Origin of the sequence: Lacrimispora xylanisolvens (genome assembly GCF_002934545.1) — a bacterium.
Taxonomy (GTDB): domain Bacteria; phylum Bacillota; class Clostridia; order Lachnospirales; family Lachnospiraceae; genus Lacrimispora; species Lacrimispora xylanisolvens.
Genome location: NZ_PTJA01000001.1, coordinates 73,036 through 87,307 on the forward strand (window position 1 = coordinate 73,036; position 14,272 = coordinate 87,307).

General features: G+C 43.1%; 14 protein-coding genes. 5 read left to right on the plus strand and 9 right to left on the minus strand.

What is annotated here, in order from left to right:
• Positions 1-11 precede the first annotated feature (11 nt).
• On the plus strand, positions 12-1,859 hold the full coding sequence (locus BXY41_RS00375; protein ID WP_104433439.1) for an alpha-amylase family glycosyl hydrolase: 1,848 nt from the start codon (positions 12-14) through the stop codon (positions 1,857-1,859).
• Here the strand turns inward: BXY41_RS00375 and BXY41_RS00380 are convergent.
• From BXY41_RS00380 to BXY41_RS00395, 4 genes are all read right to left on the minus strand, one after another.
• On the minus strand, positions 1,837-2,799 hold the full coding sequence (locus BXY41_RS00380; RefSeq protein WP_104433441.1) for a hydroxyacid dehydrogenase: 963 nt from the start codon (positions 2,797-2,799) through the stop codon (positions 1,837-1,839). The two genes, BXY41_RS00375 and BXY41_RS00380, sit on opposite strands and share 23 nt — an antisense overlap.
• 81 nt (positions 2,800-2,880) lie before the next feature.
• Positions 2,881-3,420: a PadR family transcriptional regulator gene (locus tag BXY41_RS00385; RefSeq protein ID WP_146088541.1), complete on the minus strand. Its 540-nt coding sequence runs from the start codon at positions 3,418-3,420 to the stop codon at positions 2,881-2,883.
• Positions 3,421-3,436: 16 nt separating this feature from the next.
• The gene (locus BXY41_RS00390; RefSeq protein WP_104433445.1) at positions 3,437-4,612 is read right to left on the minus strand and encodes a macrolide family glycosyltransferase; all 1,176 of its coding nucleotides are present in this window, start codon (positions 4,610-4,612) and stop codon (positions 3,437-3,439) included.
• Between the two features lie 86 nt (positions 4,613-4,698).
• On the minus strand, positions 4,699-5,559 hold the full coding sequence (locus BXY41_RS00395) for a Nif3-like dinuclear metal center hexameric protein (protein ID WP_170072119.1): 861 nt from the start codon (positions 5,557-5,559) through the stop codon (positions 4,699-4,701).
• A 123-nt stretch (positions 5,560-5,682) separates the two neighbouring features.
• Between BXY41_RS00395 and BXY41_RS00400 the strand changes: the two genes are divergently transcribed.
• Positions 5,683-6,315, plus strand: coding sequence for a Crp/Fnr family transcriptional regulator (locus BXY41_RS00400; RefSeq protein WP_170072120.1), 633 nt, complete (start codon positions 5,683-5,685; stop codon positions 6,313-6,315).
• 53 nt (positions 6,316-6,368) lie between these two features.
• Here the strand turns inward: BXY41_RS00400 and BXY41_RS00405 are convergent, their stop codons facing one another.
• From BXY41_RS00405 to BXY41_RS00420, 4 genes are read right to left on the minus strand one after another with little or no spacing between them, the layout of a single operon-like run.
• Complete coding sequence (locus BXY41_RS00405) at positions 6,369-7,595, minus strand: NAD(P)/FAD-dependent oxidoreductase (protein ID WP_104433449.1); 1,227 nt, start codon at positions 7,593-7,595, stop codon at positions 6,369-6,371.
• The gene (locus BXY41_RS00410; RefSeq protein ID WP_104433451.1) at positions 7,595-8,044 is read right to left on the minus strand and encodes a 4Fe-4S dicluster domain-containing protein; all 450 of its coding nucleotides are present in this window, start codon (positions 8,042-8,044) and stop codon (positions 7,595-7,597) included. The genes BXY41_RS00405 and BXY41_RS00410 overlap by 1 nt, the downstream gene beginning before the upstream one ends.
• 11 nt (positions 8,045-8,055) lie before the next feature.
• Complete coding sequence (cooS, locus tag BXY41_RS00415) at positions 8,056-9,939, minus strand: anaerobic carbon-monoxide dehydrogenase catalytic subunit (RefSeq protein WP_104433453.1); 1,884 nt, start codon at positions 9,937-9,939, stop codon at positions 8,056-8,058.
• Between the two features lie 54 nt (positions 9,940-9,993).
• A complete protein-coding gene (locus BXY41_RS00420; protein WP_104433455.1) occupies positions 9,994-10,395 on the minus strand; it encodes an RrF2 family transcriptional regulator in 402 nt (133 codons plus the stop codon).
• 182 nt (positions 10,396-10,577) lie between these two features.
• On the opposite strand from BXY41_RS00420, the gene BXY41_RS00425 reads away from it, so the two are divergent.
• Genes BXY41_RS00425 through BXY41_RS00435 form a run of 3 tightly spaced genes read left to right on the plus strand, consistent with a single transcriptional unit; the run spans position 10,578 to position 13,787 of the window.
• Positions 10,578-11,306: a polyphosphate polymerase domain-containing protein gene (locus tag BXY41_RS00425; RefSeq protein ID WP_104433457.1), complete on the plus strand. Its 729-nt coding sequence runs from the start codon at positions 10,578-10,580 to the stop codon at positions 11,304-11,306.
• Positions 11,299-11,988 carry a DUF4956 domain-containing protein gene (locus BXY41_RS00430; RefSeq protein ID WP_104433459.1) on the plus strand — a complete coding sequence of 230 codons (690 nt, stop codon included), beginning with the start codon at positions 11,299-11,301 and terminating at the stop codon, positions 11,986-11,988. The genes BXY41_RS00425 and BXY41_RS00430 overlap by 8 nt, the downstream gene beginning before the upstream one ends.
• Positions 11,988-13,787, plus strand: coding sequence for a carbohydrate-binding domain-containing protein (locus BXY41_RS00435; protein ID WP_242980000.1), 1,800 nt, complete (start codon positions 11,988-11,990; stop codon positions 13,785-13,787). The genes BXY41_RS00430 and BXY41_RS00435 overlap by 1 nt, the downstream gene beginning before the upstream one ends.
• On the opposite strand, the gene BXY41_RS00440 is transcribed toward BXY41_RS00435, so the two are convergent.
• Positions 13,784-14,266: an S-ribosylhomocysteine lyase gene (locus BXY41_RS00440; protein WP_104433461.1), complete on the minus strand. Its 483-nt coding sequence runs from the start codon at positions 14,264-14,266 to the stop codon at positions 13,784-13,786. The two genes, BXY41_RS00435 and BXY41_RS00440, sit on opposite strands and share 4 nt — an antisense overlap.
• Between the last annotated feature and the right edge of the window lie 6 nt (positions 14,267-14,272).

The window sequence follows — 14,272 nt, forward strand, 5'->3', positions numbered from 1 at the left end:
GGAGAAGAGGGATGAAACAGTACAGGATCGACAAGAGAGAAACAGGATATTATCCCATGGGAATGACTAAGACTGGGGAGGGGGTTCATTTCAGCGTTGCGGCTCAGGGAAAGGAATTAAAACTACTTTTTTTTCGTGGCGATGAAAAGGAACCCATCTGCGCCTTTCTCTTTCCGGAAAAAGAGAAACGGGGAGAGGTTTTTTCTGTTACAATTCTTGGAGATGACTTTACCGGAATTTCCTATTGCTACGAGATTGATGGCAAACGGTTCTCTGATCCATATGGAAGAGCTTTTACAGATAAGGATCGCTGGGGAGATTTAGAGAGAGCAGCTGTTTTATCCAAAAGTCCGGTTACATTTAAAGCTTTTGACTGGGAAGAGGACAATCGTCCGCTGATTCCATATGAGGATTCTGTGGTCTATCGGATTCATGTCCGGGGATTTACCATGCATTCCTCTTCCGGAACCAGGAATAAAGGAACCTTTCGGGGGATAGAGGAAAAAATTCCCTACTTAAAAGAACTGGGAATCACAACTGTGGAACTGATGCCGGTTTATGAATTTCAGGAAGTGATCCTTCCTGAAATTGTGCAGGGAAGTCCATACGGTGTGGATAAACCTACGGGAAAAATAAATTATTGGGGATATACCTCGGGATTCTATTTCGCTCCCAAAGCGTCTTATGCCTCGGATAATAAGGAAACACCGGCTTTGGAATTGAAAAATCTGGTTAAGGCCCTTCATAAAGAAGGGATAGAACTTATTGCAGAATTGTATTTTTCAGGGAAGGAGTCTCCAACCTTTGTTCTTGATGCGGTACGGTTCTGGACAGAAGAATTTCACCTGGATGGAATTCATCTGGTCGGGTTCCCGCCTCTTGATTTAATCGGACGTGATCCCTATTTAAAAGGGTTAAAGCTATGGGCTGATTCCTGGGGTGACATTCCTGTAAAGGGATTTAAATATCTGGCAGAATATAATGACAGCTTTCAGACGGATATGAGAAGAGTGCTGAAAGGGGACGAGGAGCAGATGAAAAATCTGGTCTTCCGAACCAGAAACAATCCGTCTGACCGGGGCATGATTCAATATATGGCCAATACCAATGGGTTTACCATGATGGATCTGGTTTCCTATGATACTAAGCATAATGAAGCCAATGGAGAATCCAATCTGGATGGCAATCCCTATAATTATTCCTGGAATTGCGGGACAGAAGGTACAACGAGAAAGAAAAAAGTGGTGGAGCTTAGGAAAAAACAGCTGCGCAATGCTTTTTTGCTGCTGCTCTTAAGTCAGGGTACGCCCCTTTTTATGGCGGGGGATGAATTTGGCAATACTCAGTCGGGCAATAACAATGCTTATTGCCAGGATAATGATATTTCCTGGTTAAACTGGAACCTCTTAAAAACAAACAGGGATCTTTTTGAATTTGTGAAAGCAGTCATTGCTTTTAGAAAGGCACATCCCGTATTTCACAGAAGAGAAGAAGCAAAGAACATGGATTACCTTGCATGCGGAGTCCCTGATGTTTCTTATCATGGAGTAAAACCTTGGTATCCGGAATATGAGAATTTCAGGCGTCAGCTGGGTATCCTTTATTGGGGAGACTATGCCAGAAAAGCAGACGGGACGGCTGATAATCATTTTTATATCGCTTATAACATGCACTGGGAACCCCATACGTTCGATCTTCCAAACCTTCCGAAAAAACATCAGTGGCATGTGGTGTTTCATACGGATAAGGAGGAAGAGAACGGGAAATATGAGGTTGGAAAAGAACCGGTACTGGAAGGAAAGAGTTTTCCCGTTCCTCCCAGAACCATTGTAGTATTTATAGGAAAGAAGGATGATTGACCGGAAACTCCGGTCTTTCTCCATTTAAGACCCGATAGATGTCCATAGCAGCAAAAAGCTCCATACGGTCAAGGGCTTCCCTGGTATTGGCGGCGCAGTGGGGAGAAACAATGATATTGCTATATTTAAGCAGTGCGCTGTCTGCAGGAAGAGGTTCTGTTTCGAACACATCAAGGGCAGCCCCTTTAATTTTTTTGTCTATTACAGCCTGAACTAAATCGTCTTCCTGTATTAATCCACCCCTGGAGACATTGATTAAGACAGCGGATGGCTTCATCATATCCAGCTGCTCTCTGGCAATCATGTGCCGGTTTTTTTCAGTAAAAGGAACATGGAGAGAAATGAAGTCCGCATTCTGATAGACCTCTTCCGGAGAGGACACCGGAGTAACACCAGCGGGAGCATTGTCAGGGGTTAAATGGTGATCATAGACGATAACCTTCATATCAAATCCCATAGCAGCTTTTTTTGCCACCAGCTTTCCAATATTACCAAAGCCAATCAGTCCCAGGGTGAGACCAGACAGTTCAATGTTAAAAACATCCTTTCGGATTGAAAAATCACTTTTCTTTACAGCTTCCGACATGATGTCATGGTTTTTAGCACAGGCAAGCATGAAAAAAATAGTATGCTCCGCCACCGCATTGGAGTTGGCATTTCCAGAGTTAGTCACCTGGATGCCCAGTTTTTCTGCATAGACTGTATCAATATAGTCAACTCCAGCACTGAAGCTTGAGATTACTTTTAAGTTTTTGCACCGGTCCAGTAATGGTTTATCGTACCGGAATTTTCTGGTAGGACCTGTAAGTATGGCGTGACATTGTTCAAAAACAGGGTCATCTCCTGATTTGGGAGCAGATAATATAAGCTCGCAGCCTTTTTTTGTTAAATAATCGGTACCTGTATGAGAGATCGTTCTTGGGACCAGCACTTTAAACATATTAGATTCCTTTCTGGAGGCATAGCCACTAATCTTATCAATGATAGTAACACAGGCCTGAAAGGGTTTCAAGCGAATCTGTTATAGTCCGGAATCGATGGTCTCATCACACCAGCCAATGGTGGCCTGGCAGGACAAGACACCTCTGCGAAGCATAGCCTTTAAAAAGCGGGAGCGTTCTTCAGAAATTTTCTCAATTCCCTGTTCCAGATCGTGCTGCATGTCTAGGTATTTTTCCAGTTTTTTAACGTGGAGTTGTTTATAATCTTCCAGCATTTTAATAATATGCTCTTTTGGCTGGTTACTTGAGAATAACAATTTCAGCATAAATTCAGAGCGTATGGGCTGTATTTCTGTGTCTTCCATAAGCCAGGATTCTAACTCCAGCCGACCTTTTGGAGTAATCTGGTACTGTATTTTTTTTTCGCTTGTTTCGCTTTCTACAATCTCTACCAGTTCATCTATGAGCATTTTTTTCAGTGTTGGGTATATATGCCCAAAGTTTTCGTTCCAGAAACCGGAGAGAACGGTATCGCAATATTTTTTAATATCATAGCCAGTGCCTGGTGAGACATTTAAGATTCCTAAAATCGCATATAAAGATTTGTTTTTTAATGCCATGTTAAGTGCCTTTCTTTTATTTGTTAACGTAACTTTCCAATTTTTCAACTGTAAGATCCCAATTGGAACAGCTTCTCATTTCATGGGAAATTCTAAGGCAGTTCTCCTTTATTGTATCATCAGAAAGGAGCTGCTGGATCTGGCCTTTTAGTTTTTCTGCTGATAGTTCCTTCATGTTATCTGATAAACCCAGATTCATGGATACAAGCCTTTTGGCAGTCATATGCTGATCATTGACCAGAGGGATGGCAAGCATGGGTACACCAAAGTATAATGCCTCATTCACACTGTTAAATCCTGCATGGGTGATGAATGCATCTGCTTTATCTAAAATCTCAAGCTGGGGAAATACATTTTTAACCAGAAAGTTGTCCGGTAATTCCCCCAATTGATTAACGTTGCACTTGGTTCCAATGGACATACACACATAATAGTCTGTATTTTCAAATGCACAGATGCACATCTTATAGAAATCCATAAAATCCGTGTTCAGGCTGCCTAGTGAGATATATAACAGTTTTCTGTTTTCAATCCCGGATAAGTCTACAGACTCTGTATTTTTTGTCCGCTCCATAGAAGGTCCGGCAAATAAATATTGAGGTTCGGTTACTGCATCATCCCCGTTAAATTCTCTGGTGGTATATACAATATTGTGATCGGCTTTGCTTATAAAAACTTCTTCCAGTGTAGGTTCTTCTATTTTATAACAAGTAAAGATTCTGTTCAATATCTGATAGCAGTAATCCAGCTGTGGGTGAGTTCCGGGTACCAGCATACGCGGTGGTACCGGTGCATGGCTCATGGCAAAAGAAGAATGGGAACAGATAACCGGTGTATGAGTAAGCTGTTTTAAAAAGCATCCGCCGCCAAAGATGGAGTCACAAAAGATGAGGTCATAGTTGCGTTCTTTTAAAATATCCAGAATCTGAGGCAGCATTACCTCATCGTATAAAAGAATATATTCCATCAGCATGTAAAACGGATGCCGGTCTGTGGGGCGGTAATTTTTAAAAAAAAGACTCAGGCCGCTTCCAAAATCAATCCAGTCTGCACCTGATTTTTTTACCTGCTCCGAAAATTCCACGGAGCAGAAATAATCTACTTTATGCCCTTTTTCTGTAAGCTTCTTCACCAGTCCAAGTGTGGGATTGATATGTCCATACAGATTTGCATTTACAAATAAAATATTCATCCTTTGCCTCCTTGTATCACTCTGATATAGTTTGAATTTTATATCAGAGTGATATAGTTGTCAAGGAATTTGTAAGACAATCATTATTATAAATCTTCCAGGTACCAGGTTCCAGGTAAAAACTCTGCGGGCAGGTCGCAGGACTTAAAGTAATCAACCATTGCAATACATGCAAATTTTTCTGTAGAATAGTGTGTTCCGCCTATGACATTAATGGAATGCTCCCTGGAAATTTTATGAAATTCCATGGTAGGCTCAAAATATGGTAAGGGTCTTGTAAATCCGGTAATATAACAATTGATACCTCTTTCAGCAACTTCCGTTGCAGCAAATGGATAACTGCCTCCCCCGGCTGCCACAGCCACCAGGCTATCTTTTAAGGTATCTGCCCCATATGCATAAAGACGGCACTTATGACCCACTGTTTTTTCCATAAGCTTTTGTATCTCTCTTATCTGTTCCAATGGAGATTTGCAGATAACTCCCACTTTTGTATTTTTATCATATTGGCAAAATGGCTCTATAATCTCTAAGCCCAAAGCGCGGACCAGGCTTACAGAAGTGGAGAATTTACCATACTGGTCTAAGGGTGAATGGAGCATATAGAACGAGATTCTGCGTTTTTTCAGCTCTTTTAGATACTCAACCGGGATATCATAAAAGGGGAAGCCATCCAGTAAATTCTCATATCCCATTGCATGATGGGAGAACAGAAGAATGTCAGATTCATTCCGGTCAAAGATTTTTTTTAATAGCGCTTTGTCAGGAAATGTGACAGTGTATACTTTCTTAATTATTTCAGTATTATCAAGTACCAGTCCCATATATTCAGTTCTGAACTCAGGTGTAATAAATTCATTATCAAAATTCATAAAGCCCCAATCGTCAGTTCTGTTTGCCAGATCAAAATCAGTATAGAGTTTGTTATATAAATCCCGGGCAATCATTTTATACCTCCACTAAAATATGTTTCTACCTTAGCTAACCGGTAGTATTTTCCTGAAAGCTATGCTATCATATTTGTTATCAAGTAATAAGGTCAAATGACCCGTTTTTCGGTAGGGGGAAAAATGTTTACAGACATTCGTAATATGATGCCAGAATCCGTCAGCAAACGTCTTATCAGGAAATACTATAAGGCAGGAAGTCCCATTATCCTGGCTGAAATGGAAAATAATTATGTATATTTTTTAGTAGAAGGCAGCGCAGAGGCTGCTGTTTTACATTGCAGCGGGGCGATTGCATCTGTCTATCTATATGAAACGGGTGGGATTTTTGGAGAAATTGAACCTTTTTATGAAGGCGTTAAACCTGTGACGATTACGGCACTTACTCCCTGCGTAGTGGACATTCTATATAAAGATGATTTTATCCATTGGCTGAAAGAAGACTTTGAAGCAACTAAAGTGCTTATCTCACTGATTGCTTTGAAATTGGTCCGAAGCAGTGAGCGGATTGAGGAGATGACAATTCTCTCGGTTAGAGAGCGTGTTTTGCGTTGTGTGGCAGTGTATCAGCATAAGAGTATTCTTAACCGGCTGACCAAAAGTCTGCTGGCAAATGAGACAGGTGCACCTGTTCGCAGCATTAACCGGGCAATTGCCCAGTGTGCAGAGCAGGGATTATTTTATTATACCAATGGCAAGTTTCATGTAAAGGATTCTATGGCATTAAAGAATCATCTTCCTGATTTTATAAAATAAATAAGCAGCAGGCATCAGCTGAATATATCACCAGCTGCCCTGCTGCTTATTTATTAATTCATTGTATAACGATACTGTCCCCGGGAATCTGTTCCGTAAAAGTCGGCAAAAGACAGATGGAAGATATCAGTCTTAACAGTATCAAGAGATACCTGATTTTTGATCAGATACTGATAGATACCTGTGTAATCAATAGGCCCCTGAATCATAATACTCTGAAGGCGTCCATCACGTAAGATTGCCCTTTTATAACAACCGGAGTCCTCCTGTGACAGGATCTGGTCTCCGTCTTTTGCAATTCCATCCCCTAAAGAGAGGGTTGTAAGCCCATAAAAATTCATGGTATTTTTCATGCCGTAAGGATCTTCATAAGGGGTTTTAACTCCGCACATATTGCAGGCAGCTGTGTATCCCTGTTTCATGGCATTGGGCCAGATGGCAGCAATTCCGTTCACGTCTCCTGCAGCGTAAATATTTTTGCAGGATGTTTCCATGCAGTCATTTACCTTAATAAAGCGGTCAACGGCAATTTCACAGTTTTCTGTGCAGTCTGTTGCCGGGCGGACTCCGGCTGCGACAACAATCATATCACATTCCAGAATAGTCCCGTCATCAAGCATAACGGAGTCAATCTGATCGTTTTCCGGCATGGTGGTTAAAACAACCTTTCTTCCCAGAACGAATTTGCACCCATGCTGTGCAAATAATTTCTGATAGGCTTTACCAGCTTTTTCATCCAGCTGCTTTGGAAGAATCCGGTCTGCCAGCTCTAAAACTGTTACATCCTTTTTCTGCTCCAGAAATGCATAAGCGGCGTCCATTCCTACCAGTCCGGAGCCTAATACCAGAATTCTATCTGCGGTCTGTGCAAATTTGCGGATTTTTCTTGCATCACTCAAATTCCGGAGGCCAAAGACATTTTTGGCTTCTCTTAAATTAACAATGGGAGGTATCACGCTGTGTGCACCTGTTGCGATCAGAAGGCGGTCAAAGTTAAGCTCTGTACCGTCATCAAGTAAAACAGTCTGCTTCATCGGATCAATATGTACCGCTTCTTTATTCTTCAGCCACTTGATTCCAAGTGCATCAAAAAAATCTTCCGGAACAAAAGAAAGTGCTGCTTCATCCCGTTCATGGCTTAAGTACTTATGGAGCATACAACGGGAATGAACCTGGTCGTCAACCGACACCATGATGATATCCGCTTTTGGTTCCAGCTTTCGGATTGTTTTAGCAGCCGAGATACCGGCAGCCCCTGCGCCAATAATTACATGAGTCATCATTCCACCTCCTTCACGTAGATTGCTTTGGTAGGACATGCTTTTACGCAGCTTGGCTCGCTGCCGTGATCAAAGCAGAAGTCGCATTTGATCACACTGGTTTTTGTGGTGGTGTCCGCTTTTAACACACCGTACGGGCAGTTCATCACACACATGAAGCAGGAACCGCACTTTTTCTCGTCGTAATATACGTGGCCCGATGCTTCGTCCTTTACAAGAGCTCCGCTCATACAGGACATCACACATTCCGGCTGGTCGCAGTGGCGGCAGAAGATGGGAGCATAGTGACCGTTCCCTTTCATGACGATGTGATTTCTGGATTCATTTTCCGGATTGGTTAAATCCAGATCATAAATGCTTCCGCCATCTTTTCTATGTGCCTGCATACAGGCGAGAACACAGTTCTTACACCCGTCGCATTTGGCTTCATCAATGAATATCCGTTTCATATGCCCTCCTCCTATATATTAAGACCGGTCCGCTTCTCCATAATAATTTTTTCCAGTATGTCGGCACTTTCCACAGCATCATTATTAATAATGACCTGACCGCCGGTTAATGATTTCATACCGTCTGTGAGAACCTTAACAGCAACTTTGCTTCCTGTTACAAAAGGAGGAAGTCCTAAATGAAGGGGAAGACCAAGGGCAAGGCCAAAGCAGCCATCTGCAAGAGCCTGCTCTTCCAGCCACTGAGCTGCAGAGAGTACAAGTGGAAGTTTGGGAAGATCCACACCAAGCTCCTGTGCAATTTCAGTAGCGACAATTTCAAGACGTCCGATAGCAAGGCAGGGGCCAAAATTGAGAACTGGCGGAATTCCCAGCTTTTTGCAGACCTCTCTTAACTTAGGACCGGCAAATTCAGCAGCTTCCGGTGTCATAAGCCCGCAGTTTTCAATGCCGCCTGAAGAACAGCCTGCAGTCAGTACGATAATATCTTTGGCAATCAGTTCCTTTGTCAGTTCCACAGTAAGAACATCGTGTCCTCCTGCGGTTAAGTTGGAACAGCCTACCACGCCAGCGATACCTTTAATATCTCCGGATACGATTAAATCAATAAGCGGCTTCCAGCTTCCGCCCAGGAAGTCCTTTAAGGAACCTTCACTGACACCGGTCAGAGTATTCTCATATCCATGGTCAGGCATAAGATTAAGGGGCACCGTGCCACGGCGTTCCTGATAGGATTTCACCACTTTATCAATGATCTTTTCACTCTGCTCTCTGCGGTGGTCAAAATCGAACTTCATAAGCTCTGCATTTGATTTTTTAGCCACATCATCAAGACAGATCTGTTTAATCTTAAGCTCTTCACAAATTGGTTCAATACCAGGAAGAGTACAGTTAAACTCAGAAAGAACGGCATCAATGGCGCCGGTTGCAAGAATCGCCTCGCTGGTGTAGTTGTTTCCTGCATGGCCGTCAAATACCTCCTGGTAATGAGCGCCTCGTAACTGCAGGTCCTGACCTACACAGGTACAGCCTACCAGCTTAAAGCCTTTGGCTCCAACTGCTTTTGCCTTGGCAACTGCCTCAGGGGAAATAAGCTGTTCCTGTAAGTCAACAAAAATAGTATGCTGATGTCCGGTAATCATGATGTTGATATAATCAGGGTCAATCACACGAAGGCCTACGGGAGCCATACGAAGTTCCGGCTGACCAAGAAGCACATCATTTAACAGGTTTGTAAGAGTCAGTCCGTAAATACCTGTGGAGACACCCAGTCTTAAGCAGTCAACCAGCATATCTAAGGGATCGGAGTTTAAGTTGGTGGAACATTTGACCACGCCCTTGAATACTTCGGATTTAGCTCCTCCTGGCATGATTCCAAGTTCTTTCCAGCGGGCAACTCTTGGAGCGTAAGCAACTTTTTCCGTCAGCTCCATTTCCACATATTCCGGTTTATAGATATCAGCAATTACCGCATCAGCGACTTTCTCTGCCTTTTTGTACACATCGGATTCTACGATTCCGAAGATGTCAGCCAGGTGGTCAAGAGATTTTAATCCCTTTAATTCGCCTTTTATTTTTGCTGTGTTTTTTAAATTTAATGCTGTATTTTCAACAATGTGTATGTAACAGCCGCTTCCTGAAGCCACCGCCCTTAAAAAGTTTCTGGCAACAATTGTGTCTGCATCCGCTCCGCATATTCCACGGGGAGCATCCGGTGTAATACGGCAGGGGCCGTTGGCACAGAGTCTGCAGCAGACTCCCTGGAGACCAAATCCGCATTTGGTGCTTTGTTTTTCTACTCTGTGATGAGAAGTCTCCATCGGCAGGGAAGAGATGAACGTTTCTAAAGGTTTGTCGGCGCTTTGACAGGTGTTGCACCCGTAACATTGATTCATTGTTTTTCCTCCTTTTGAATCTATACCATTTTAGTAAAGATTTAATTAAAAAAATTATCCGTGCAGTAGTTTTGCCAAAGAACATTCTTTCAGTTCCCGATTAAGATTCAGTTGAATTCTTAAGAACTCCCTGTGAGCCAGGCAAGGCTGCTTGGGCTGGTTCACGAGGCAGTCATAGCCGGACTGCATACATTCGATCAGCAGCATTTTGGAATCAATCACAGTGAGAATATCATATAAACTTGTGCGTTCCAGATCACAGTTTAAGGCATAGCCTCCCGCGCTTCCACGATAGCTTTTGATTAATCCCGCTTTTTCCAGCTTTCGCGCCATCTTGTAGGCGATGGCTGAAGTCAGGGATTCTTTCTCACAGATCGTAGGAACGTTCATGATATCGCCTGATGATAAGGCTCTTATGATTCTTATGGCATAATCGCATTCTCTGGTTATGAGCATATCGCACCTCCACGTTATAAGATTAACATACTGTACTTAAATGGTCAAGTTTTATCAATAAGATTTTTGCATTCCAGAAAGCTGTGAAAGATCTGTGAACCTGCCATTCTTTCAAGTTGATTTCAGGTTTGATCTGTATAATCTGCGTAAAGTAACACAGAAAAGCGGATAAGGAGGTTTTTATGAGTGGATATCAAATGACATTTGAACGGACAGAAATGAAATATCTATTAGAACCGGTACAATACTTACAGCTTAAAGAGAGGCTGATGGGAAAAATGGAAACCGATCAATATGGTAATTCCACAATATGCAATGTTTATTTTGACACACCGGATGCAAGGCTGATCAGAAAATCCTTGGAAAAACCAGTTTATAAGGAAAAATTCAGACTCCGCAGCTATGGGCTGCCAGGACAAACCAGTTCTGTGTTTCTGGAATTGAAAAAGAAATACCAGGGTATTGTTTATAAACGCCGTGAAACCCTTAATTTAGCTGATGCAGAGGCGTATTTATACCGGGGAATAAAGCCTGAACGTCAAACCCAGGTGCTTCGTGAAATTGACTGGTTTCTGCATTATTATGAAAATATGATTCCTGCTATGTATATTTCCTATGAAAGAACTGCTCTGTATGGACTGGAGGATGAGAACCTGCGGCTGACATTAGACGGGAATATTCTTTGGAGAACCGATTGCTTAAGACTGGAAAATGGTCCCTGGGGAACCCCTCTTTTAGAAGATGGCTGGTTCCTTATGGAAATAAAAATTCCTGGGTCCATGCCTCTCTGGCTGGGGCATATTCTGGATGAGCTGAAAATATATCCGGCTTCCTTTTCCAAATACGGTCAGGCATATGAAAAGCAGCAAATAATGAGATCAGAGAAAAAAGGAGGGATCAGCTGTGCTTAATACATGGTTTCAATCAATCTTAATAGAGGAATCAGAGGTTGCATTTTCACCTGGATCATTTCTTGTATGCTTAACCGCTTCTCTGGTTCTTGGGCTAATAATTGCAGGTATTCACATGTACCGGAATTCGTATTCAAAGGGGTTTGTGGTGACAATTGCATTGCTTCCCGCTATGGTGCAGATGGTTATTTTACTGGTAAACGGAAACCTTGGCACCGGGGTTGCAGTAATGGGGGCCTTTTCCCTGGTCCGCTTCCGGTCGGTTCCTGGAAAGGCAGAGGAGATCAGCACCATTTTTCAGGCAATGGCGGTTGGGCTGGCTACGGGAATGGGTTACGTTGGCATGGCAGTTTTATTTGTTCTTATTATGGGAGGGGTAAATATATTACTGGCTTTCCTTAAATTTGGGCAGCAGAAGACAGGCGTAAAAGTACTTAAGATCACAATTCCAGAGTCTTTGGATTATACATCTGTATTTGATGAAGTATTTGCACGGTATCTGAAAAATTGGGATTTGAATCAGGTGAAGACAACCAATATGGGAAGTCTTTATAAACTGGATTATGAAGTGGTTTTAAAAAATAACGGAGAAGAAAAGAAACTGATAGACGATTTACGATGCAGAAACGGGAATCTTGAAATATTTTTGGGAAGACCTTTTGGCAATAAGGAGGAACTATAATGGTAAAAAGAAAGCTGTTCAGAGGTAAAGCAGCCGCACTGGTGTTAATAATGGCGCTGGCGTCAGCAACTATTTCCGGCTGTAAAAGCCAGACTTCAACGGAAAATACAGTTGTAACCCAAAGCACACAGGCAGATTCTGGCTCTGATGGTACTACAGACAGCAGTACGGCAGAAGCAACGGTTGACAAGGACTTTACAGACCGCGATAAGGATGGAAGCTACGACGAAAGCAGTGCAGTTAAAATAAATTTGAATTCAGACAAAGCAGAGGCAGAGGGAGCTGGTGTCAGTATATCTGGAAGCACTGTAACCTTAAGCAAAGAAGGGACTTATCTGGTAAGCGGAACGCTGGATAACGGTCAGATTATTGTTGATGCAGCGGATACAGACAAGGTTCAGATCGTTTTAGCAAATGCCGGAATTAATTGTGAAACCAGTGCGGCAATTTATGTTAAATCTGCTGATAAGGTTTTTGTTACTCTGGCAGATGGAACAACAAATAAGCTGTCAGGAGGAACGGAGTACATAGATACTGATGACAATACGGTAGATGGGGTTATATTCTCGAAAGACGATCTGACTGTAAACGGCAGTGGAAGTCTGGAGGTAAATGCCAGCTATAAACACGGAATTGTTTCAAAAGATACGTTGGCAGTTACAGGAGGAAATATCTCTGTTAACGCAGTCTCCCAGTGTCTGGCAGGTAAGGATGAAGTGAAAATCCTGGATGGAACATTTCTGCTGACAACTTCAGGAAAAGCGGTGAAATCAAGTAATGAGGATGATACATCTCTTGGAAACATCTATGTGGCAGGCGGAACCTTTACTGTCAATTCCAAAGACGACTCCTTCCATGCCAGCGGAACCATGGTAATTGACGGAGGTACCTTTACGGTAGAAAGTGGAGATGATGCGTTCCATGCAGACCAGGATGTAGTGATCAATAACGGTACCATAACGGTCACCAGCTGCTATGAAGGACTGGAAGGTTACCGGGTAACGGTGAATGGAGGGGAAATCTCAATTCAGGCTTCCGATGATGGAATTAATGCGGCACAGCCAAAATCTTCGTCTGCAGAAGGTCAGGATACCGGACAGGGTAATGGGAAAGAAAAACCTGAGATGCCGCGGGAAGGCCAGAGGAAAGGGAATTCTCCCAGGTCGGAGGAAAACCAGTCCGGGGCCCAATCAGAAGAAAATCTGCCGCAAGAAGGCCAGCAAAGAAGAAGAGGCGGCGGTCCTGGTGGCAAAGGTGTAATGGGCGGTGGTCAAATGGGCGGAAGTATGGAGAATGATACCAATGCTTATATTAAGATAACAGGAGGCACGCTGTACGTAGACGCAGGCGGAGACGGACTGGATTCCAATGGAAGTCTTTCGGTATCAGGAGGTATGGTTTATGTCACTGGTCCGGTAAGCGACGGAGATGGGGCAATCGATTATAATGGAGAAGGGATTATTACAGGAGGAACAGTAATAGCGGTTGGCAGCTCTGGTATGGCACAGGGATTTGATGATTCCTCTACCCAATGCTCTGTCTTACATAATTTAACCGCACAGCAGGAAGCAGGGGCTGTAATTACACTTAAGGACAAGGAAGGAAATGAGCTTATGAGCTTTACTCCTGAGAAAAAGTATTCTTCCGTTGTCATCAGCAGTCCCAAACTGCAGACTGGCAGCACCTACACCCTCACGGCAGGTTCGGAACAAGCCCAACTGACCCTTGAGTCAATTGTCACTTCAAACGCAGTCCGAGAAGGGGGTAGGGGCAGTATGCCGCCTGGAAACAACCGCTAATCTGCCGGATAAATGAGGTGTTCGTCATCAATGCCGTAAAGAACCGTATCTAGAAATTTTCTGGCAAGATACTTAGCCATACCGGGGTTCATATCCAGATAGTTTCCGCAGTCTCTGGCTGCGGCCCCGGGGATTTCTCCCTCAAAATCACGCATGAATTCATACATTTCAGTGATGAGTGGTACGATATCCCTGGATTTGTAATCTCCAGCCAAAAGAAGGTAGAAGCCGGTGCGGCATCCCATAGGGCCAAAGTATAAAACTTTGGAAGCAAACAATTGGTGATTTCTTAAGAATGTAGCACCTAAGTGCTCCATGGTGTGTATCTCTGCTGTATTCATGACCGGTTCAAAATTCGGTCTGGTCATGCGGATATCGAACGTAGTAACAGTGGTATCGTTCACTTTGTCTTTGCGGGAGACGTAGATCCCCGGAAGAAGCTTTAAGTGATTGATTGTAAAGCTTGTAATTTTTTCCATATTGAT

Coding starts and splice junctions, on each gene's coding strand:
- BXY41_RS00380 (WP_104433441.1), bottom strand. CDS start 2,799: ATGTTTAAAGTGCTGGTCCCAAGAACGATCTCTCATACAGGTACCGAT.
- BXY41_RS00375 (WP_104433439.1), top strand. CDS start 12: ATGAAACAGTACAGGATCGACAAGAGAGAAACAGGATATTATCCCATG.
- BXY41_RS00440 (WP_104433461.1), bottom strand. CDS start 14,266: ATGGAAAAAATTACAAGCTTTACAATCAATCACTTAAAGCTTCTTCCG.
- BXY41_RS00400 (WP_170072120.1), top strand. CDS start 5,683: ATGTTTACAGACATTCGTAATATGATGCCAGAATCCGTCAGCAAACGT.
- BXY41_RS00410 (WP_104433451.1), bottom strand. CDS start 8,044: ATGAAACGGATATTCATTGATGAAGCCAAATGCGACGGGTGTAAGAAC.
- BXY41_RS00405 (WP_104433449.1), bottom strand. CDS start 7,595: ATGACTCATGTAATTATTGGCGCAGGGGCTGCCGGTATCTCGGCTGCT.
- cooS (WP_104433453.1), bottom strand. CDS start 9,939: ATGAATCAATGTTACGGGTGCAACACCTGTCAAAGCGCCGACAAACCT.
- BXY41_RS00395 (WP_170072119.1), bottom strand. CDS start 5,559: ATGATTGCCCGGGATTTATATAACAAACTCTATACTGATTTTGATCTG.
- BXY41_RS00385 (WP_146088541.1), bottom strand. CDS start 3,420: ATGGCATTAAAAAACAAATCTTTATATGCGATTTTAGGAATCTTAAAT.
- BXY41_RS00425 (WP_104433457.1), top strand. CDS start 10,578: ATGAGTGGATATCAAATGACATTTGAACGGACAGAAATGAAATATCTA.
- BXY41_RS00390 (WP_104433445.1), bottom strand. CDS start 4,612: ATGAATATTTTATTTGTAAATGCAAATCTGTATGGACATATCAATCCC.
- BXY41_RS00435 (WP_242980000.1), top strand. CDS start 11,988: ATGGTAAAAAGAAAGCTGTTCAGAGGTAAAGCAGCCGCACTGGTGTTA.
- BXY41_RS00420 (WP_104433455.1), bottom strand. CDS start 10,395: ATGCTCATAACCAGAGAATGCGATTATGCCATAAGAATCATAAGAGCC.